Origin of the sequence: Flavobacterium sp. ALJ2 (assembly GCF_015594725.1) — a bacterium.
Taxonomy (GTDB): domain Bacteria; phylum Bacteroidota; class Bacteroidia; order Flavobacteriales; family Flavobacteriaceae; genus Flavobacterium.
This window is the reverse complement of sequence record NZ_JADNRC010000026.1, coordinates 1-18604: the sequence shown is the minus strand read 5'-3', so window position 1 is coordinate 18604 and position 18604 is coordinate 1. Positions and strand designations below refer to the sequence as shown.

Here is an 18604-nt window from a genome sequence, read left to right as displayed (position 1 = left end):
CAATTAAAACGAACAAAAAAGTTGTTTTTTATTAATCGAGTTTAGGTTGATAATAAAAAATGATACTACAAAAATGGAGCATTTTTTAAACTTTATGTTGTTACTATTGATTTTTTTATATTTTTGTCTTTCATATCTTTAAAAAAAATAGAAATTAACAAAATGAAAAAAGCATTAGTAATTATCGCACTTTCGATTTCAGTTGTTGCTTGTAATAAAACAGCAGAAGTTAAGGAAGTAAAAACAGCTTACGTTGACACTTCAGTTTTAATGAAAGAGTACACTGAAGCAAAAGATTTAGAAGCTAAATACAAAGCACAGGCAGAGGAAAAAGGAAGACAGCTTCAAGCGGAGATTACTCGTTTTAAACAAGATGCTGCTAATTTTCAAAGTCAAGCACAAGCTAATGGTCAAGCATGGGCACAACAAAGAGGTGCTGAGTTGCAAAAAAGAGAACAACAATTAGGGTATGCGCAACAAGCACTTGCACAACAATTGCAACAAGAAAGTGGTGCTGAAATGGACACTTTAGTTACAGGAGTAAAAAAGTTCATCAAGAATTACGGTAAAGAAAAAGGATACTCTTATATTTATGGTACTGGAGATGCAGCATCGATTTTATATGCAGAAGACAAATATGATATTACAAAAGAGATTGTTAAAGCTTTGAATGATAACTATAAAGCCGGAACAAAACTTGATACTAAAACTGATGCTAAAGCAAAAGACTCAGCAGCAGTTAAAAAATAATTTAAACAAACAGTTTTTAAAGCCTATATCTTTCTGGATATAGGCTTTTTTATTATAAAATAGCTACAAGTTGGTCTTTTACTCAATATGTTCTTCTATTTTTGTAAAATGATTTTTTGATATGAATTTCAATTCATTGTTAGTATTAAAATACAAGCCAAATGCAAAATATTTCTGAAGCCGCAGCTTATACATTACAGTTTATTAATCAAACACAACGTTCGGTTTTTCTTACGGGAAAAGCAGGAACAGGAAAAACTACTTTGTTACGTGAGATTATTGAAACAACGCATAAAAATACTGTTGTGGTTGCACCAACAGGTATTGCTGCACTTAATGCAGGAGGTGTTACGATTCATTCCATGTTTCAGTTGCCATTTGCAGGATTTATTCCAGATAATTCATCACCACAATTTTCTGAAACTACCAAGTTTGAAACAAAAGCAACTTTGCGAAGGCATTTTAAAATGAATAACGTAAAACGAGCCGTTATCAGAAATATGGAGCTTTTAGTTATTGATGAAGTAAGTATGCTTCGTGCCGATTTACTCGATGCAATGGACTTTATGATGCAAACAGTTCGTAAAAATAGTAATCCATTTGGTGGAGTTCAGGTTTTGTTTATTGGCGATTTATTGCAATTGCCTCCTGTAATTCGTGATGAAGAATGGAGAACTTTGAGAACGTATTACCGTGGGAAATTCTTTTTCCATTCGCATGTAATTCAGCAAAATCCACCTTTGTACATTGAATTGTCTAAAATCTTCCGCCAAACAGATGATTCGTTTATATCTGTATTAAATAATTTGCGAAATAATCAAATTACTCCACAAGATATTCAGAGTCTGAATCAGTATGTTCAACCAGATTTTGACTTAAAAAGCAATCCAGGTTATATCACACTTACTACGCATAATGCTAAAGCGGATACAATTAATAATCAGGCAATCACAGATTTAAAAGGAAAAATGAATAATTATTTCCCTGATATTGTTGGTGACTTTCCTGAAAAAATATACCCGCTTGACCCAAATCTTCAACTTAAAGTTGGTGCTCAGGTTATGTTTGTTAAAAATGATTTGTCTTTTGATAAAAATTATTTTAACGGAAAAATGGGCGTAATCAAATCGCTTTCGAGTCAGGAAATCAGGGTTCATTTTCCTGATGAAGATAAAACCATTGAAGTTGAAAAATATGAATGGCAGAATATTCGTTACAAAGTTGATGAAATGACTCAGGAAATAGAGGAGGAGGTTCTGGGTACTTTTGTACAATATCCGATCAAGCTAGCTTGGGCAATTACGGTTCATAAAAGCCAAGGGTTGACTTTTGATAAAGCTGCGCTAGATGTATCGCAAGTTTTTCTTCCCGGACAGGCGTATGTTGCATTATCACGTTTGCGTTCTTTAAATGGGCTTATTTTGCTTTCTCCGTTACGGATGAATGGTATTTCTAATGACCAAGATGTGATGGATTATGCTTTGAATAAAGCTTCTGAAGAATTATTGAAGAATTCGCTGCACTTTGAAACAAAGAATTTTATTCATAAGTATCTGACTAACAGTTTTGATTGGGCTGATCTTGCTCAAGAATGGCGCAATCATCAGTATAGTTACAACGATAAATCTGAAAGTTCTCAAAAAGCCAAACATGCCACATGGGCAAAGGAGCAAACTCTAATTATAGAATCTCTTGTAGATCCCGCAAAAAAGTTCATGACTCAGTTAAATAGAATTTTTAACAATGAAACGGTCGATTTAGTACATGTTTCCGAACGAATAGAAGCGGCGTATGGTTATTTTATGAAACCTATGGACGATTTGGTTTATGAGCTTTTGTATAAAATGGAAGAAATTCAGCGCGCAAAAAAAATGAAAGCTTTTTATGATGAATTAAATTCACTTGAAGAATTGCAGACTAAAGCTGTTTTACGCTTAATGAAAGCGCGTTTGCTGATTGAAACGGTTGTTGCTGGTGAAACTATATCAAAAGAGAAATTAACATCGCCTGAGATTAAGAGTTACAAGTCTAAGAAAACAACGATAATTCAAGATAATTTTAAAAGTAAAAATATTGATTTAATTGATGATGTTGAGCCTATCAGGCGCTATTCGGCTAAGGTAACGAAAGAAAAAACGGTTAAAAAATCAACAGTTGAAGAGACTTATGAATTGTGGCTTCAAAAAATGTCTATTCAGGAAATTGCTACTATTCGTAAGCTAACAACTCAAACTATTGAATCTCATTTAGTCAAATTGATTCAAGAAAAAAAGATTAAGATAGAAGCGGTTTTATCTCTAGATAAAATTGCTGCATTGACGGAAGCTTTTCAGTTCTATCAGGAGGAATCGCTTACTGGTTTGAAAGAACAACATGGAGAAAAATTTAGTTGGGATGAACTACGAATGTTTAAAGCAAGTTTGAATTGAGTTTAAATATTGAATCACATGATAGCGACATTATGTAAAATAGAAGATATGAAAAGCTAATATACATTGCAATCATTATTTTTTTTTCGTCGATAACACTTTTGCTCAAGATTAAAAATCAGAATATCAAAAGTTTATCAAAGTCTTTATTTTTGATGTAAAAAGTAATAATAAAGAGAGGATTGTTGATTTTATTTCCACTTATACGAGATTATCCTATCCCTAAGGTTAAAAATAAAACTGATTTTGTAAAAAGATACAATCAGTTTTTTGATGCTACACTTAATAATAAAATTATAAGATCAGATTCTAGAAAAGATTGGTTTTAAAGCAGCAAATTGATAAAAAAAAGCATCAATTTCGATTAGAATAAAATCTCCCAAAGATGCTGATTGTTGCTGATAAAATTAAATTACATTCCCCGATTTCTACATTTAAAATATCTAGTTTGTATTTTAGAAACTTTTAAATTTAGAATTGCCTCCGGCCATTCTGATCATTTACTACAAAGAGAAATAAATACTTTAACAAAATACAAAAATTGTTAAACTATAAAATCGAAATAGGCTATCTCAAAATAAAATTGTATAATTTATTCATAATAAAAATTAGTTAACAGAAGACATATTAAATATGAGGTTGCCAAAAAAATAGGCAACCTCTATTTAATTATAGTTTATTTATAAATGTTAATCTCTAGTGAGGCATCGACTAAAGTTCCATCTTCTGCCCCCATAATTTTTAATTCTGTATCAGAAACTCTGATTAATTTTCCATTACCCATATAACCACTTATAGATGATAAAAAAGTCTTACCTAATAAGAATATTGGTCTTTCGGAGGTTATGCGATAATCGAAATTGGCGATTCTGGTGTACGTCAATGTGGTGTCTAATGTGTTTTCTAAGACAGTAACCACAGGTGCATTAGTCTCTGTTTGACTTGCTAATGCTCTGTATCTTTTTGTGTCAGTAATAAGTTCTTTAACTTGCTCTAATGTAGTTACTTCGTTATTGTTTTTTGCTCTTTCACAACTAATTCTAGAGTCTGTTTCAATTCCAGAGGTATCTGCTGTTTCTGGGTTCAAGCTTATGCTTGTCATACCAGTGACAAATTTCATATAACCATCGTTCATTTCGATAGAACTTATTATTTGCTGATCCTTATAGAGTTGAATTTCAGCATTTTTTAGCCACGGATCATAACAGATACCTAAACTATTCACATTTCTGTTTAAATTTCTTTGGTCTGTTATTTGCAAGGCATAATCTGTTGTATTGCTATTTTTCATAACCTCTCTTAAAGACACTTTCTTGTTTCTTTCTGCACCTGGTTCGATTATTTCTAGCTTATGCTTATAAGCATCAGTAAAGGAATTTGTATTACTATTGCTCTCATACTTTTGTTTAATTTCTTTAGCTGTAAACGGCGCAGGTATAGTAATGTCAGTAGATAGCTGCAAAACCTCTCCGTCTGTTGCTGGTTTCTGGTTTTTGCCATACAGCCTGTTTGTTATTCTAAAAATCTTTTCCATAGTCGTCTATTTACAAATATTTAAATACAATAAGCTACTGTTATAATACCATAGTTCTTTAGCAGAAGTAAAGTGTTTTTGTTCCAAAACACCACTTGTCCCTATCGTTACTTTACCGTAATAGAATAAATCTATATTCGATTTTATTGTGGTTGTATTTGTTTTTAAATTTGTCTCGAAAGTAATAATAGCACCAGTGTTATTAAACATAATTGACTCTCTAGTATTAGTTAACCATAAATGAGAAGTTGTCCATCTTGCTGGATATGTTCCTGTTGCTTTAAAATAATCGTAACTTTCATTTTCATGGCCGATATTGCTAAAGTCATCACCCTCAGCCATATAGTAGATTCTGTACCATTTTCCAACAATTAGTGGAGTATCTGGTATTAATTGTTCGTCAGTAAAAGATTGTGATATAATTATTTTCTGTTGTATTAAATCTACTATCAAGTCAGTTATCTCCTTTACTGTATCAGCTACTACATTGGGTGTTATACTATTAAATATACCTGTTTTGTCTACTATGTTTTTCTGTAAAATTGTTTCAATTTTTTCTTTATTCATCATGTTATTTTTAGTTAAATTCTTTTGTAAATTCTTTTGTGAAGGCTTTAATTCCTATAATTTTTAGATACACATCAGTACCAATATTTAGCTGTAAATCTATTTTGGCATCCAGCCATTTTTTCACTCCTGCAACATCTAAAGATTTTAATTCAGTAGCTTCGATTTCAATTATTTGAATTTTTGATTCAAATTCGGCATTCTCTAAGTTTTGTAGCTTATCTTTTAAAATGGTTGTGAAGTTTTCCTGAGACAAATCCATACCGTCGATTTTATCGACTTTTTTGTCAAACAAATCGGCATGGGCTTTTTTATCATTTAAGTGCGTATCAAGTTGTGTTTTTTCAGCCTTTTCATTTAGCGTGTTTTCTAAACCTTCAATATCATTTATAATATGAGTATGTATGGTGTTTGCTTTTTTGTCAAACAAATCGGCATGGGCTTTTTTATCATTTAAGTGCGTATCAAGCTGCACTTTTTCTGCTTTAGTATTTAAGGCGTTTTCAAGGCCAGAAATGCTGTTTTGTGGTATCTGCTCATCTTTGTGCCAAAACGAAGCCCAGGTGGCCCAAAATTGTTTTTGAGTGGGCTTTAAACCAGTTTTAAACCAGTTTAAGATTGTATTTATATTGGTTGCCATTTTTTATGTGTTTTTTATAAAGTAAACTACTCATTCTAGGTTTATTACTGAAAGCAGTAATCTGCTTGTAGTACTAGAAGTTTCAACAAAATCGTGAATACGATTTCTTGTTAATTGTGAAACTTCTTTATGCATGAGGTTTAATCGGGGTTATTATTGTAGCTATTATTGATAAAATTTATTTTTCTGTGTGATATTTTGGATCGATAGTGAACAAGATTTTTTTAAATAGTTGTATTAAACGATTTCGTATTGATTTTAGAATCAATGTCATTGCGTCAAAGTTTTCTACTTCTTTTTTTGTCTTTATGGCAATAATATTGCTGATTATCGAAATTCCATCACTTACAATAAGCAAGTCCATTACTATGGTTACAAACCATTTAAAGTTGTAGTTAAGTCCTTTACTCATTAATGCTAAAGCTGTTGGTATCAGTAATACGGCTAATTTGGAAACAAATCCCAATGCTAATTTTTTAAAGCTAAATATGTTATTTAATACTATGGTTTTGATAATGCCTAAAAAAGTATCCATAACCATGAGGTAAAACAGCACTTTAACAATTTCTATATCCATTCCCAAGTAAATAAAAATTCCATAAAGCAATAATTTTATTTCGTTTGAATATTCTGAAATTTTATACATCGTTGTGCTTTTTTAGTTGCATCAATCCTCTACAATAGATTTCTGGGCATGATCAAAATCTAGTACCCCCAGTAAGTTTGTAAATCTTCTTCCGAAAACTGATAGTGTATTGTCTCTTTCGTTTTCTCCTAAATTGTCGCTTATAGTTTCCTGAACAGCACCAAACTTATTTGTAGAGGAAGCAATAATAAAATTGTCGTTTAATAATGCTCCCGGGACCCTATTTCCACCCATGTCGATGCTTATACTAAGTTTTCTTAAGTAACTTAAAAAACCTTTCCATTTTATAATAGTATATATAAAGCAAATAGGAAAAATGCCAGACGAACAGAGTAATGCAAATAAAAAAAGGAGCCATTCGGTGTAATGGTTTTTTGAAATAAAGTAGGTTGGTACTAGCAAGACTGCTATTGGTATCATTGTGACGACTGTAATTAAAAGCCACAGTAATGCTGAAGCTGTAAAAATAAGTTTCACTATTTTCATGTATCGTTTTTTGAGTTTAATAATTTTTTTAAGTAATCTTTTGGGGTTTTATGCCCCAAAAAGATTACTGTGGATTGTACATAATGTGTGGTGCTATTATAGCAATCTTGACATTCTCTAAGTTTTCCAGCTTGTTTTTTAAAATAGTCGCGAAATTTTCCTGAGACAACTCCATACCGTCTACTTTATCGACTTTGGTGTCAAACAAATCAGCATGTGCCATTTTATCTTTTAAATGAAAATCAAGTTATGTTTTTTAGCTTTAGTATTTAAGGCGTTTTCAAGACCCGAAATGCTGTTTTGTGGTATTTGTTCGTCTTTGTGCCAAAACGAATCCCAGGTAGCTCAAAATTGTTTTTTGGGTGGGTTTTAAACCAGTTTTAAACCAGTTTAAAATTGTATTAATATTTGTGGCCATTATTATTTTTTAACAATTATATAATCGAATGCTATGTTTTGAATATCTGAAGAAACTTCTCTTAGGTATAGTTCGAACGCAAAAGTATTGATTGGCTTTACCGCCCATATCACATCATTGTCGTTGCTCCAATACTCAGATTTTGAACGAATAGAACCAAATATCATATAATTAGATGTATTTATTTGAGTGAAATAGACGGTTTTCATAATATCCGTTTTGTTTAAATCTCCAATATCAAAAGAACCCCTAGCTAGAATGTCAGATACTGATATGGTTGGTTTATTATGAATGTATGCATCAGATAACGGATCAGTACTATTCCAGTTGCTCGCTACATTAACTTCCGCACCCGTTGCAATTGTCGCTAGTTTGTTTTCTAAGGCTGTAATACGATTTAATAACGAATCGATTAGGGTATTACTTTTGGTTACCTGATTTGCGTTGTCTACTACTAGTAAAGAACCAGTAGCATTTGATGTATTTATATTATTTAAATATACTTTTCCGCCAATATTTGTATTTTCCCAATCGGAAGCATAATTTAGAGAAAGACTTGTAGTCGAAGTGTCACTACTATCTACTAAAGCCCTTCCTGTGGAATCATATGGTTTTAGTTTACCTCTCCTTTCGATTGATCCTAATCTAAAATCAGCCACTCTTACACTGGCTACAGAAGATTCTTTAATATCTAATTTTGATAATTGATAAATGTCTAAATCTAAATCACCTTTCATGGCTTTTGAGCCGTCAAGTGGGAGATAGGTTTGATTGATTAGATTAATATCTGCTTCAATTGACTTAATATCTTTAATGACTATAAAAGCCGGTTTATTCAAATCATAATAATGTATTGCTAATGCATCTGTCATTTGAGGAGATTCGGGACGATTTGCGTAATCTTCTGGGCTTATGTATTGTGCGTCATAATCAAAATATGCATTTTTTAATACCCCTGTCCCGTATGTTAAGCTTGTGCCTGTTCTGGTAGTTTTTAAAAAATTAGTTGGAGTGCCTATTTGAATAGGATATAAAATTCCTTCCCCATCCTGACGAATAATTGCCCATCCTTCTTTTTTGTTTGTTGCTGGAGCTACTATATAATCATTATCAGGACTGATGCCTAAATGACTTTTTAAAGCTCCAAATAACTCTGTTCTGTAGGCAGTTTGAAGTCTTTCTAAAGTTTCTTGCTCGAGTGGAAATCCTCCTGAATGACTAAAATTTACTTGTTTCATCTTTATTTATTTAAATGTCTGTTGTTTTATATTTCCTCTTTTAGTTTAATCTTCTGGTTAATACGAATAACTTTCATAACTTTTACTAGCCAGTTTATAAAAATTAAGCAGATTATGAAAGTCGATGTTTGCTACTTTAATCGCTTTTGTATGTTGTGATTCGTCTTTACTCGATTGAATAATTATGGTACCGTTTGCTAATAAATTTTTTGGAATAAATACTCTAAAATTGGCATAAGCTTTTTTGGTGTAATCCTCACGATGGGCGAGATAAATAGGTTTGTTCTTTCTGTTTTTATATTCGGTATGTGTAAATACTTTTAGTTGCGGAACTAGTAACGTTCCGTCTGGTTCGTAATACTCTTTGTGGAGATATACATGTTGCAAAGTAGGCTTGACTGATTCGTCTATGTAAATCAATTCTTGTAATCGTTTTTGTTCAGTGCTTAAATTAGGATTGTAATTTTTAGTTGGGTTATAAGTTTCGTTCAGTACTTTTTCTAGATAAATAACCTGACCTGTATGTTGCATTTTATAAAGAATCTCTCCATAAAGAGTTTGAAGAGGTATCAGCAAAACATTGAGCCAGTCAAGATGAGTTTTTTTTCTAAGAATAGGAGGGATGAGCCATAACAATAGCTTTTCCCACTTTAAAACAGTGTATTTATTCATTAGTATATATATTTAGACTATTGTTTATTTCGGTAGAATGTGTCAGGAATGTAGTTTACTTCAATCTGAAGCATATCGATATCAAAATAACCTGCGTTGGGAATAAAATATTCGATTTTGGTTACATCTGAAAGAGCCTCTGGTTCGTCACTAGGATTTGTTGCCCAGGCAGTTTCGATTTTAGTCAATATTGGAATTTTAATTCCTTGTGCTTTCTGAATAGCATCAACCAGATATGTTTTGACAAAAGCACCATTAAACTCGATGTTTTTTAAGTGGTATTTAATGGCATCTAGTACTGGATATGTCTTTTCATCTAGGATTAAAGAGCCGTTTCTTGAATCTAATTCATGATCATTTAATTTATCATGTTCATTTTGAGTTAAGACCCTGCTTAAACTTTTTAACTGATAATATTCGATATCTCTTGGATTGATATAAATACTCAGTGGATCTACATATACATTCAGGCTTAATTTTAGAGTATCTCCTTGACTAGATGTGATATATACTTGGTTTCCTGCATCTTTTATTTTGGAGATGTACTCATTAAAAGCATAAAGTTCGTTAGGCACATCTATTCTTGAGATTTTATTATCTTTTACAGTGGCTACTTTTATAAAAACAACTCCAACCTTATTATGGAAATAATCAGAGAAAATTTCTTCTATTTCTTTATTTGGTTTAAGGATAGTTTCTAGGTCGATTTCGCTTACAGCGCAATGCTTTATGATTTTAGATTGTTCAATTTCATCTTCGGATAGATTTGTAGTATCAAATTGATACGAACCATTTTTCCAGATCAGCGGCATTCCGTTACTCGAATCTGGGTCTAAAGGCATTCCGTAATGAAAATTCAAAGCCTGTTCTCGATACCAGTTTAGCGTGTGGGGTCTTGATATCAGAGCATTTTTTTCGACTATCTTTTCATGTACCCAAATAGCAGTAGCGATGATGTTAGTCCAAAGTTTCCAGATCGCAGCTTTTGACTCTGTTAAGCCATTCAGGGAGGGTTGTTTCCCTTTTTCAATCAGAATTTCATTCTGTATTTCAGCAATTGTACGTGCCATATTTTAATTTTTTAATATAGTTTAGCCTGTAAGTCATGTGTAATATGCTTATAGATAGTTTTGTATGTTTTTTTATGAATGCTACAGAGACGTAGTCTTGTTTTTAAAAATTTCTAATAAGCAGAAATTTTTAAGGTGTAATTGCCATATTTTCATGATGTTTTGAATCAGGGTTTTAGATAATGACAATGAAGGCTATGTATTAATAAATGATAAAATCATCTTCAATAATCATATAATCAATTCCAGAGTAGTCATCCAGTAAATACTGTTCTTCGTTAGTAATAGAAGTTGCTGGCTTTAAGTTTCTGGAATTGTAATACTCAACAATATCTTTTTTAAAAGCTTCTCTGCCTATTTTTAAATCGTTGTAAACAGAAATGTCTTCTGTTAGGTTAAATTGATCATTGTCTTCTAAAATGTCGAATACTTTTTCTATACTTCCGTATTCTTGCAAAGAGATGTCAAAAATGTTTTGGTTTTCCTGTGGTTTAATAGTTCCCATCGATTTTAATGTTTTTTAAATCGTTGACATCTAGTTTTTTTACATAAAAGTTGTCATACGATAATTGTTTGTCTATTTCGTTTTCTAGTCTTAGCCTCGAGGTTGCGTCTGGGCTGTTGATGTATTTTTTAATTCCTACTCCAAGAATAGGGAACTCTTTATAACTTCCTTTTTGACTTAATAATAGATGCTCTATGTTTTGCTGATCTGCCTCTTTAATGGCAAAATCTCCATTTGTAATTAATAAGTCTTCATCTATGATAAAATCTTTCATATGTCGTTATTATTTGTTGTTTTATTAATTAATTTCTCCTTTGAATTTGCGCATTGTATACAAAGGAGGCTTTTTTATTTGACACTGTAAAAATACGCTATGCTTTGTCCTTAACCAAGATTTTACAGGCTTGTAATCAGTAGTTTCAGTAGGTTAATTTATGCTATAAAGCGCTTGTAATTAATGGGTTGATTAAGTTACTTGTATGTCAATAAGAAGCTTGCTAAGCAGTTGGAATAATCATATCGATAATTACTTTAAAAATCATTTTAATGATATTATTTTTAATAGCATTCAGTTTTATTTTTGATATTCCAGTAGTTTGAAGTGTTTGTAATGTCATTAAATCTAACTGACTTTTTAATAGCCATTCTAATTCTTCTTCGGTTAAATCTCCAATAGAAAAAAGGATCATCCAGCGTTCTAGCTTTTCTTTAGATGTTTCTAAAAATGCGTTTAGATCTTTCTCTAATTCAGATTTGTTGTCTTTATAACTTTTTGCTATACTAACTTTTAATTTATTTTTAAGCTCTTCTATTAATTTATTGTGATTCATGATTTTAGGTGTTTCCGTTGATTAAATCTAAAAGGGCATCTTTTGATTCTCTGTCTTTTTTAATTTCATATTGAATCAGTAAATCCAAAGCATCTAAAACTTGTTTTTTAGATTCTTCTAGAAAAGCCTGAGATACAATTCCTTTTGTTTCCCAACGTTTGAAGAAGCCAGCTAAAAGGTTTTTTTCTTTATTGGTTAGAAGTTTCCACATGGCAAAAGTGATTTCGTTATTGGGCTTATTCTTTTCATATTCAGATAATTTTTCGATGTGGAACATTAAGGATTCAACTTCTTCTTTATGAGAACTATAAGATGCGGTTGCTTTACTCATTAATTTAGAAGTCTCAACTTTTAACTCCGTAGTTTTTTGATATGAATAATGATCGAATAGGGCAGTTTTGGTTGAGGTACAGGAGCTAATTGAAAAAGAAAGAGCAATCAGTAGGGTTAAGTATTTTAAATGTTTCATCTGTTTACTTGTATAAGATTACATAGTTTTTTTTGTCACGTTTTAGTTTGCTGAGTACTTTCCAGTCGCTATAGCCTTTTTTATCAAAATGCGGAAGGTCTTTAAAGGTTTTCCAGTCTCCGCCCCAGTTCCAGTTGTGTTTCTTGAAAATTTCGACACATTCCTGCCAGTCCGAAATTTGGTCACCATCCCAGTCTTTAGCCGTATCCCAAGAAGCCGTTTTACCATCTATAATCAGACAGATATCTACTGCAAATCCATAATTGTGGATAGATTGGCCGCCTTTGGCATTCGTTACTTTTTTCCCTGGTTTAGTCCTGCCAAAAGCGTAAAGATCTTCCTGTTCCTGAAATGATCTAAGACCTTGTGTAATGCGCACTTTTGCTCTTCCGGTTAGTGCCAAGTCACATTCTTCGATGATTTTGGTAACTTCTTCTCTAACTGAGGGATGTAGTAAATCAATGCGTTTTTTTGTAGTTTGATCCATATTTGTATTTATTAAAGATTTCAAATTTTGAAAATATAAAGCCTTTCTGATTGTTTGAAGACAACCAGGAATTTTAATATTCGATAAGATTATTTGTGTTTTAAATTTATTTACTGTTTAAATAAAGAGGTAAATAAATCTTGAAATGTGCTTTTTTTATGATCACATTTTAGAAGTGACATAAGTTTTAAGAACACTGTAAAAATACGCCGAAATAGCGTGTTTGAAAAATAATAGGGACGTTTAAATCAGTAGTTTCAGTAGTGATTTTTGTACCTTTTCTGATTTTATTTTGGAGGTTTAAATTCAGATAATTACATAAAAAATCCCCGTTTCTTATAAAACGAGGATTTAAGTATAATTAATGTTTATCAGGTTCTTAAGAATTTATCAAATTCAAAGTTGAAACATATTTCATATAAATTTGAATCATATAACTCCCGATTCCATTTCTTCAATAGAACTATACCAAAAATCGGTATTAACGTCATCTTTATCTATGGCCATTAATCTATCTTTTAATTCCTGAGCATATTTTTCATGATGTAAATGGTACTCTCCTAATGTTTGAGGTATTTTTATTTCGTTGGTAAAACGTTTGAACACGTATAAATATTCAAGATAAGTTTTTAGATTTTTATTAATAGTATAGGTTCTTATTCCTTCTCGATAATGTGTTCTTCCAATTATTTTTTGAGTTTCAATATCAATACACAATCCAAAAGGTTCATTAATAAAAGTATTTTTAGTACCAAGTTTTAAATATTTTCCATCTAATAATTCGACATTTCCAAAAAACTCATAGTCTCCACCAAAAGTATTATGATTAGGCAAGCCTATTTTGTATAAAATATCTGCTGTTTCTTTTGATAAAGATTGGTTAATGATATCATTGTTTTCGAATGTTATCAAACTATTTGAAAAATATTCTTGAATTTCTGTTAAGTTCATTGCTTGTGTGAAAAAGTCTTAATATTTGAATTCTACTTTGTAATCTCCATCATTCCATTCTTTTTTCAACATTTTTATCATGATGTCAATTACATGAATCATATCATCTGTGTATAGAGGCCCCGTCCATTCTACCTGCGTTTGTGGCCAGTCTTTTATTTCTTGCATTTTATTGAGCTTTTCAGGAAGTAATTTTTCGCCTTCTTCCTGAATTAATTTTTTTGCAACTTCAAAGACTTCAATAATTTTAGATTCTCTCTCTGGTATAAAAGCTAAATAATCATCAAACAGCACATACATAACTCTTTGTTGATGTCCTTTCATGATTTCATCAAAATCCTCGTAAATACCTAAATACCACTCAGGTTTATTTTGTAACCCAGTTTGTTCAAATGCATTTATTATAAATGCACTGATGATTTCAAACTCAAATTCTCCAATCCAAAATCCTTTGTTTTTTTCGTAGCGTATATAGGTTGTACTTGGCATTGTGTTATCTTGTTATCTGTTGATTAAAAAATGATTTCAAATTTATCTTTATTGTTTAGATTTGATTTTTTAAACTATTATTCTTTCGGCTTGTTTTTGGAAATAAATTCTTTAAATGCTTCCATGAAATTAATGAATTCATTAAAAGTCCAGCTAAAATCTTCCTCTTCCTGAGGCGTTCTCCAATCAAAAAAAGAAGCATAATCTTTATCGACCCAAATAGATAATTCATTTCCAGGAACGACATAATTATATAATTCTTTGCCTGTTATTTTTTTAGATTCATCAATAATTAATTGCGCTTCTTCTATTGTCCAGCCATGCCAATTTATATATGAAAGAGCAAAAATTTCTTTATCTAATGATTCTCTATCAACTCCAATTTCATAAACTACTTCTCCATTTTCTAAATGGTAATCATTTTTCTTAAATCTATATTTCATGGGTTTAATATTTAAAATGGATACGAATTAGTAATGTTTCCAAATTTATCGAATTCAATCTTTATTTTAAACAAGTATTCCAAGTTACTTATAGAGTTATACTTATATAACTCCCAATTCCATTTCTCCAATAGAACTATACCAAAAATCGGTATTAACGTCATCTTTATCTATGGCCATTAATCTGTTTTTTAATTCCTGAGCATATTTTTTATGATGTAAATGGTACTCTCCTAATGTTCTAGGTATTTTCACTTCATTTCTAAAGCGTATATATGTGTATAGATATTCAATATAAGTTTTTAGATTTTTATTGATACTATAGGTTCTTATCCCTTCTCGATAATGTGTTCTGCCAATTATTTGTTGAGTTTCAATATCAATACACAATCCAAAAGGTTCATTAATAAAAGTGTTTTTAGTACCAAGTTTTAAATACTTCCCGTCTAATAATTCGACATTTCCAAAAAACTCATAATCTCCACCAAAGGTAGTGTGATTCGGTAATCCAATATTGTATAGAATATCTAATGTTTCTTTTGAAACATGCTGATTAATCATTTCATTGTTTTCGAATAGTACCAAACTACCTGAAAAATATTCTTGAATTTCTGTTAAGTTCATTAGTTTTTAATTAATTTTTGTATTTAAAAGACTATTTAGCTCTCTTTACTCTAAACTCAATTTTAGAAGGACAATCCTTAAATGCTATAAAATAATATTTATCTGTAACTCTTTTTATGTATGAAGATTTTTCAAAATAGTCGTTACGAGTGCATTCTTCCTTATCAGAAAATGATTTTGGGATATCAACCAATGTCTTCACTTTTGTGTTTACATCATAAATAAATTTTTTATATTCATTATCTTCATCTGTATACAAAATCAGTTCATTTTTTAAATCAAAATCTCCTCTGATGCCTGTTAAAACTTCATTGCCAGTTTGTTTATCATACAGCCAAAAATAGGACTTGCTTGTTCTGTAAAATTTTCATCTTCATTATAGTTACCTCCAGAAAAAGGCAAATTATCTACTGGATCTACAGATTGAATTCTATTTATATAGGTTCCGAAATTTGCTTTTAGTGTATATAATTTCATTATTTTTATAAATTGAATTCCTTAATAGATTGAAATATAAAGTGTTATTTTGCCTTCATTGGAATTGAAAACACACCTGTTTTTCTAATTAAGAAAAACGGGATTGCAATGAAAAGAAAATATTTTAAGAATCAATTACCAAATCATAACATACAATATCACTTTGTCTTCATTTATATTCAATTTTATGCTGTTTTTAGTAATTTCTAACGAAGCTATTGGACTGTCTTTTACTTCATAAAGTAATACCTCATCTTTTTCAGTTTTGGTATATTCTTTGCCTTCTAAAGCTTTGTCGATGACGTGAATTGGAACCTCTTGATTAAACTCCAGAAAAAGATTTTGCATATAATATTCACTCTTCCAATATTTCTCTATAGTTTCTTCATCCGAATATTGTTCACTATGATATTGGGAAATCATACCAATAACTTCTGTTCTGGAAAAATTATAAGAGTCATATTTTGTTTCTGTAATAATTCTTCCTTTTTTATTGGTGTAAGATTGTAAAACCTGATCTTTTGAATCTAAGGAAATAATAGATTCAAATTTATCTCTAGCATATTTATCTTTATATATATATATCATTAGATATACCAATTCTTCAAAAGAGCAGGTTTTAGCATAATCTTCAAAATGTCTTTCATCCCAATTAACCTTATCGTAATATAGTTCTTTTCTATTCAGATAATTTTCTTCTGTATGTTCTAGATTAAAATATAAAAAATCTAGTTTTGGTAAATTGTTCATTGTTTTTTTTAGATAATGCAGAAGGAATTAGAAGTTTGATTAAGTCCAGCAAACTTTAAAAATTAATTAGTATATTAAAACATATAATATTATTTTATCTTCATTGATATTCAGCTTTATACTGTTTTTAGTAACTTCTAACGAAGCGATTGGGCTATCTATTACTTCATAAAGTAATGCATTATCTTTTTCAGTTTTGGTATATTCTTTTCCTTCTAAAGTTTTATCAATGATATGAATTGGAATCTCTTTATTAAACTCTAAAAAAAGATTTTGCATATGATATTCACTCATCCAATATTTTTCGATTATTTCTTCATCTGAATATTGTTCACTATGATATTGAACATTCATACCAATTACATCTTTTCTGAAAAAATTATTAAAAACATATTTATTTTCGCTTATTGCTCTTCCATTTTCATTATTGTAAGATAGTAAGTTTTGTGATTGGGAATCTACAGAAATAGTAGAAGGAAATATTTCTCGGGGGTATTTATCTTTATAGATATAAATCATTAAATATATCAATTCTTCAAAAGAGCAGGTTTCAACATAATCTTCAAAATGCCTCTCATCCCACCCCACTTTGTCGTAATATATTTCTCTTTTATCCATATAATTTTCTACTGTAATTTCCGGATTAAAATATAAGAAATCTAGTTTTGGTAAATTATTCATTGCTCTTTTAGATAATGTAGAAGGAATTAGAAGTTTGATTAAGTCCAGTAAACTTTAAAAACTAATTAGTATATTGGAACATATAATATTACTTTATCTTTGTTGATATTCAACTTTATACTGTTTTTAGTAACTTCTAACGAAGCGATTGGACTATCTTCCACTTCATAAAGTAATATATCATCTTTTTTTGTTTTGCTATATTCTTTTCCTTCTAAAGCTTTGTCGATAATATGGGTTGGAACTTCTTTATTAAACTCAAAAAAAAGATTTTGCATAAAATATTCGCTACTCCAATATTTTTCTATAGTTTCTTCATCAGGATATTCTTCATTATGATATTGAACTTCCATAGCAGTTACCTCTTTTCTTGTGAAATTATTATATACATATATATTTTCACTTATAATTCTTCCATTTTTATTAGAGTAGGTAAGTAAATTGTGTAATTCTGAATCTAACGAAATACCATGAGTAAATCTTGTCCTAGGATATTTATCTTTGTGAATGTAAACCATTAAATAAATAAGTTCATCAAAAGAGCAGGCTTTAGTGTAGTCATCAAAATGTCTCTCATCCCAACCCACTATGTTGTAATATATTTCTCTTTTATCCATATAATTTTCTACTGTAAGTTCAGGATTAAAATATAAAAAATCTAGTTTTGGTAAATTATTCATTGCTCTTTTAGATAATGTAGAAGGAATTGGAAGTTTGATTAAGTCCAGTAAACTTTAAAACCAACTAATATATCGAAATATAAAATATTGCTTTATCTTCATTTATGTTCAGTTTTATACTGTTTTTATTAACTTCTAATGAAGCGATTGGACTGTCTTTCACTTCATAAAGCAATATGTTATCTTTTTCAGTTTTGGTATATTCTTTTCCTTCTAAAGCTTTGTCGATAATATGAATTGGAACCTCTTGATTAAACTCTAAAAAAAGATGTTGCATATAATATTCACTACTCCAATATTTTTCTATAGTTTCCTCATCTGGATATTCTTCATTATGAAACTGTGTAGTCATACCAATGACTTCTTCTCTAAAAAAATTACTAAAAATATATTTATTCTCGCTTATAACTCTTCCTTTTTTATTGGTGTAAGATGTTAAGTTTTGATCCTCGGAGTCTAAAGAAATTATACCATAAAATTTTTCTCTGGGGTATTTATCTTTGTAAATGTATATCATTAAATAAATCAATTCTTCAAAAGAGCAGGTTTCAGCATAATCTTCAAAATGCCTCTCATCCCAACCCACTTTGTCATAATATATTTCTCTCTTATCCATATAATTTTCTTCCGTAAGTTCCGGATTAAAATATAAGAAATCTAGTTTTGGTAAATTAGTCATAATCGTTTTTATTTTGTGAATTTAGTGTATTCTATATAATCTGCAAATTGTTCTAGTAGAGTTTCTGCGTAAAATTGAGCCATTTCAGC

At 30.2% G+C, this 18604-nt stretch carries 26 protein-coding genes; 2 read left to right on the top strand and 24 right to left on the bottom strand.

The features are described 5' to 3' along the window. Nucleotides 1-162 precede the first annotated feature (162 nt). Both IUY40_RS18575 and IUY40_RS18570 read left to right on the top strand, forming a co-directional pair. On the top strand, nucleotides 163-750 hold the full coding sequence (locus IUY40_RS18575; RefSeq protein WP_195738360.1) for an OmpH family outer membrane protein: 588 nt from the start codon (nucleotides 163-165) through the stop codon (nucleotides 748-750). A gap of 161 nt (nucleotides 751-911) precedes the next feature. After that, nucleotides 912-3179, top strand: coding sequence for a helix-turn-helix domain-containing protein (locus tag IUY40_RS18570; RefSeq protein ID WP_195738359.1), 2268 nt, complete (start codon nucleotides 912-914; stop codon nucleotides 3177-3179). Between the two features lie 676 nt (nucleotides 3180-3855). Here the strand turns inward: IUY40_RS18570 and IUY40_RS18565 are convergent. The 24 genes from IUY40_RS18565 to IUY40_RS18450 all read right to left on the bottom strand — a co-directional run bounded on the left by IUY40_RS18565 (nucleotide 3856) and on the right by IUY40_RS18450 (nucleotide 18515). Beyond that, nucleotides 3856-4713: a hypothetical protein gene (locus IUY40_RS18565; RefSeq protein ID WP_195738358.1), complete on the bottom strand. Its 858-nt coding sequence runs from the start codon at nucleotides 4711-4713 to the stop codon at nucleotides 3856-3858. 6 nt (nucleotides 4714-4719) lie between these two features. Further along, nucleotides 4720-5283, bottom strand: coding sequence for a hypothetical protein (locus IUY40_RS18560; protein WP_195738357.1), 564 nt, complete (start codon nucleotides 5281-5283; stop codon nucleotides 4720-4722). Between the two features lie 7 nt (nucleotides 5284-5290). Continuing rightward, nucleotides 5291-5920: a hypothetical protein gene (locus IUY40_RS18555; RefSeq protein WP_195738356.1), complete on the bottom strand. Its 630-nt coding sequence runs from the start codon at nucleotides 5918-5920 to the stop codon at nucleotides 5291-5293. 178 nt (nucleotides 5921-6098) lie between these two features. Then, nucleotides 6099-6566, bottom strand: coding sequence for a phage holin family protein (locus IUY40_RS18550; RefSeq protein WP_195738355.1), 468 nt, complete (start codon nucleotides 6564-6566; stop codon nucleotides 6099-6101). A 21-nt stretch (nucleotides 6567-6587) separates the two neighbouring features. Continuing rightward, on the bottom strand, nucleotides 6588-7052 hold the full coding sequence (locus IUY40_RS18545; RefSeq protein WP_195738354.1) for a hypothetical protein: 465 nt from the start codon (nucleotides 7050-7052) through the stop codon (nucleotides 6588-6590). A gap of 64 nt (nucleotides 7053-7116) precedes the next feature. Further along, nucleotides 7117-7275 carry a hypothetical protein gene (locus tag IUY40_RS18540; protein ID WP_195738353.1) on the bottom strand — a complete coding sequence of 53 codons (159 nt, stop codon included), beginning with the start codon at nucleotides 7273-7275 and terminating at the stop codon, nucleotides 7117-7119. A gap of 197 nt (nucleotides 7276-7472) precedes the next feature. Next, entirely contained in the window at nucleotides 7473-8708 is a 1236-nt protein-coding gene (locus IUY40_RS18535) for a hypothetical protein (protein ID WP_195738352.1), read from the bottom strand. 57 nt (nucleotides 8709-8765) lie between these two features. Then, entirely contained in the window at nucleotides 8766-9380 is a 615-nt protein-coding gene (locus tag IUY40_RS18530; protein ID WP_195738351.1) for a hypothetical protein, read from the bottom strand. A 17-nt stretch (nucleotides 9381-9397) separates the two neighbouring features. Continuing rightward, nucleotides 9398-10450: a hypothetical protein gene (locus IUY40_RS18525; RefSeq protein ID WP_195738350.1), complete on the bottom strand. Its 1053-nt coding sequence runs from the start codon at nucleotides 10448-10450 to the stop codon at nucleotides 9398-9400. 202 nt (nucleotides 10451-10652) lie between these two features. Further along, on the bottom strand, nucleotides 10653-10955 hold the full coding sequence (locus IUY40_RS18520; protein ID WP_195738349.1) for a hypothetical protein: 303 nt from the start codon (nucleotides 10953-10955) through the stop codon (nucleotides 10653-10655). Beyond that, nucleotides 10942-11229 carry a hypothetical protein gene (locus IUY40_RS18515; protein ID WP_195738348.1) on the bottom strand — a complete coding sequence of 96 codons (288 nt, stop codon included), beginning with the start codon at nucleotides 11227-11229 and terminating at the stop codon, nucleotides 10942-10944. Before IUY40_RS18515 ends, IUY40_RS18520 begins: the two co-directional genes overlap by 14 nt. A 223-nt stretch (nucleotides 11230-11452) precedes the next feature. Continuing rightward, nucleotides 11453-11785 (bottom strand): hypothetical protein, encoded by a 333-nt coding sequence (locus IUY40_RS18510; RefSeq protein ID WP_195738347.1) that lies wholly within the window; start codon nucleotides 11783-11785, stop codon nucleotides 11453-11455. 4 nt (nucleotides 11786-11789) lie between these two features. Beyond that, entirely contained in the window at nucleotides 11790-12254 is a 465-nt protein-coding gene (locus tag IUY40_RS18505; protein WP_195738346.1) for a hypothetical protein, read from the bottom strand. Nucleotides 12255-12258: 4 nt separating this feature from the next. Continuing rightward, a complete protein-coding gene (locus IUY40_RS18500) occupies nucleotides 12259-12741 on the bottom strand; it encodes a M15 family metallopeptidase (RefSeq protein ID WP_195738345.1) in 483 nt (160 codons plus the stop codon). 429 nt (nucleotides 12742-13170) lie between these two features. Continuing rightward, the gene (locus IUY40_RS18495; RefSeq protein WP_195738344.1) at nucleotides 13171-13692 is read right to left on the bottom strand and encodes a hypothetical protein; all 522 of its coding nucleotides are present in this window, start codon (nucleotides 13690-13692) and stop codon (nucleotides 13171-13173) included. 18 nt (nucleotides 13693-13710) lie between these two features. After that, entirely contained in the window at nucleotides 13711-14181 is a 471-nt protein-coding gene (locus IUY40_RS18490; protein ID WP_195738343.1) for a hypothetical protein, read from the bottom strand. A gap of 77 nt (nucleotides 14182-14258) precedes the next feature. Beyond that, nucleotides 14259-14624, bottom strand: coding sequence for a hypothetical protein (locus tag IUY40_RS18485; RefSeq protein WP_195738342.1), 366 nt, complete (start codon nucleotides 14622-14624; stop codon nucleotides 14259-14261). A gap of 102 nt (nucleotides 14625-14726) precedes the next feature. Continuing rightward, on the bottom strand, nucleotides 14727-15248 hold the full coding sequence (locus tag IUY40_RS18480) for a hypothetical protein (RefSeq protein ID WP_195738341.1): 522 nt from the start codon (nucleotides 15246-15248) through the stop codon (nucleotides 14727-14729). 31 nt (nucleotides 15249-15279) lie between these two features. Next, entirely contained in the window at nucleotides 15280-15507 is a 228-nt protein-coding gene (locus IUY40_RS18475) for a hypothetical protein (RefSeq protein WP_195738340.1), read from the bottom strand. A 41-nt stretch (nucleotides 15508-15548) separates the two neighbouring features. Next, nucleotides 15549-15725: a hypothetical protein gene (locus IUY40_RS18470; RefSeq protein ID WP_195738339.1), complete on the bottom strand. Its 177-nt coding sequence runs from the start codon at nucleotides 15723-15725 to the stop codon at nucleotides 15549-15551. 135 nt (nucleotides 15726-15860) lie between these two features. Then, the gene (locus IUY40_RS18465; RefSeq protein WP_195738338.1) at nucleotides 15861-16475 is read right to left on the bottom strand and encodes a hypothetical protein; all 615 of its coding nucleotides are present in this window, start codon (nucleotides 16473-16475) and stop codon (nucleotides 15861-15863) included. Between the two features lie 66 nt (nucleotides 16476-16541). Further along, on the bottom strand, nucleotides 16542-17156 hold the full coding sequence (locus IUY40_RS18460; protein WP_195738337.1) for a hypothetical protein: 615 nt from the start codon (nucleotides 17154-17156) through the stop codon (nucleotides 16542-16544). A gap of 65 nt (nucleotides 17157-17221) precedes the next feature. After that, entirely contained in the window at nucleotides 17222-17836 is a 615-nt protein-coding gene (locus tag IUY40_RS18455; RefSeq protein ID WP_195738336.1) for a hypothetical protein, read from the bottom strand. A 64-nt stretch (nucleotides 17837-17900) separates the two neighbouring features. Continuing rightward, nucleotides 17901-18515, bottom strand: coding sequence for a hypothetical protein (locus tag IUY40_RS18450; RefSeq protein WP_195738335.1), 615 nt, complete (start codon nucleotides 18513-18515; stop codon nucleotides 17901-17903). Nucleotides 18516-18604: the final 89 nt, after the last annotated feature.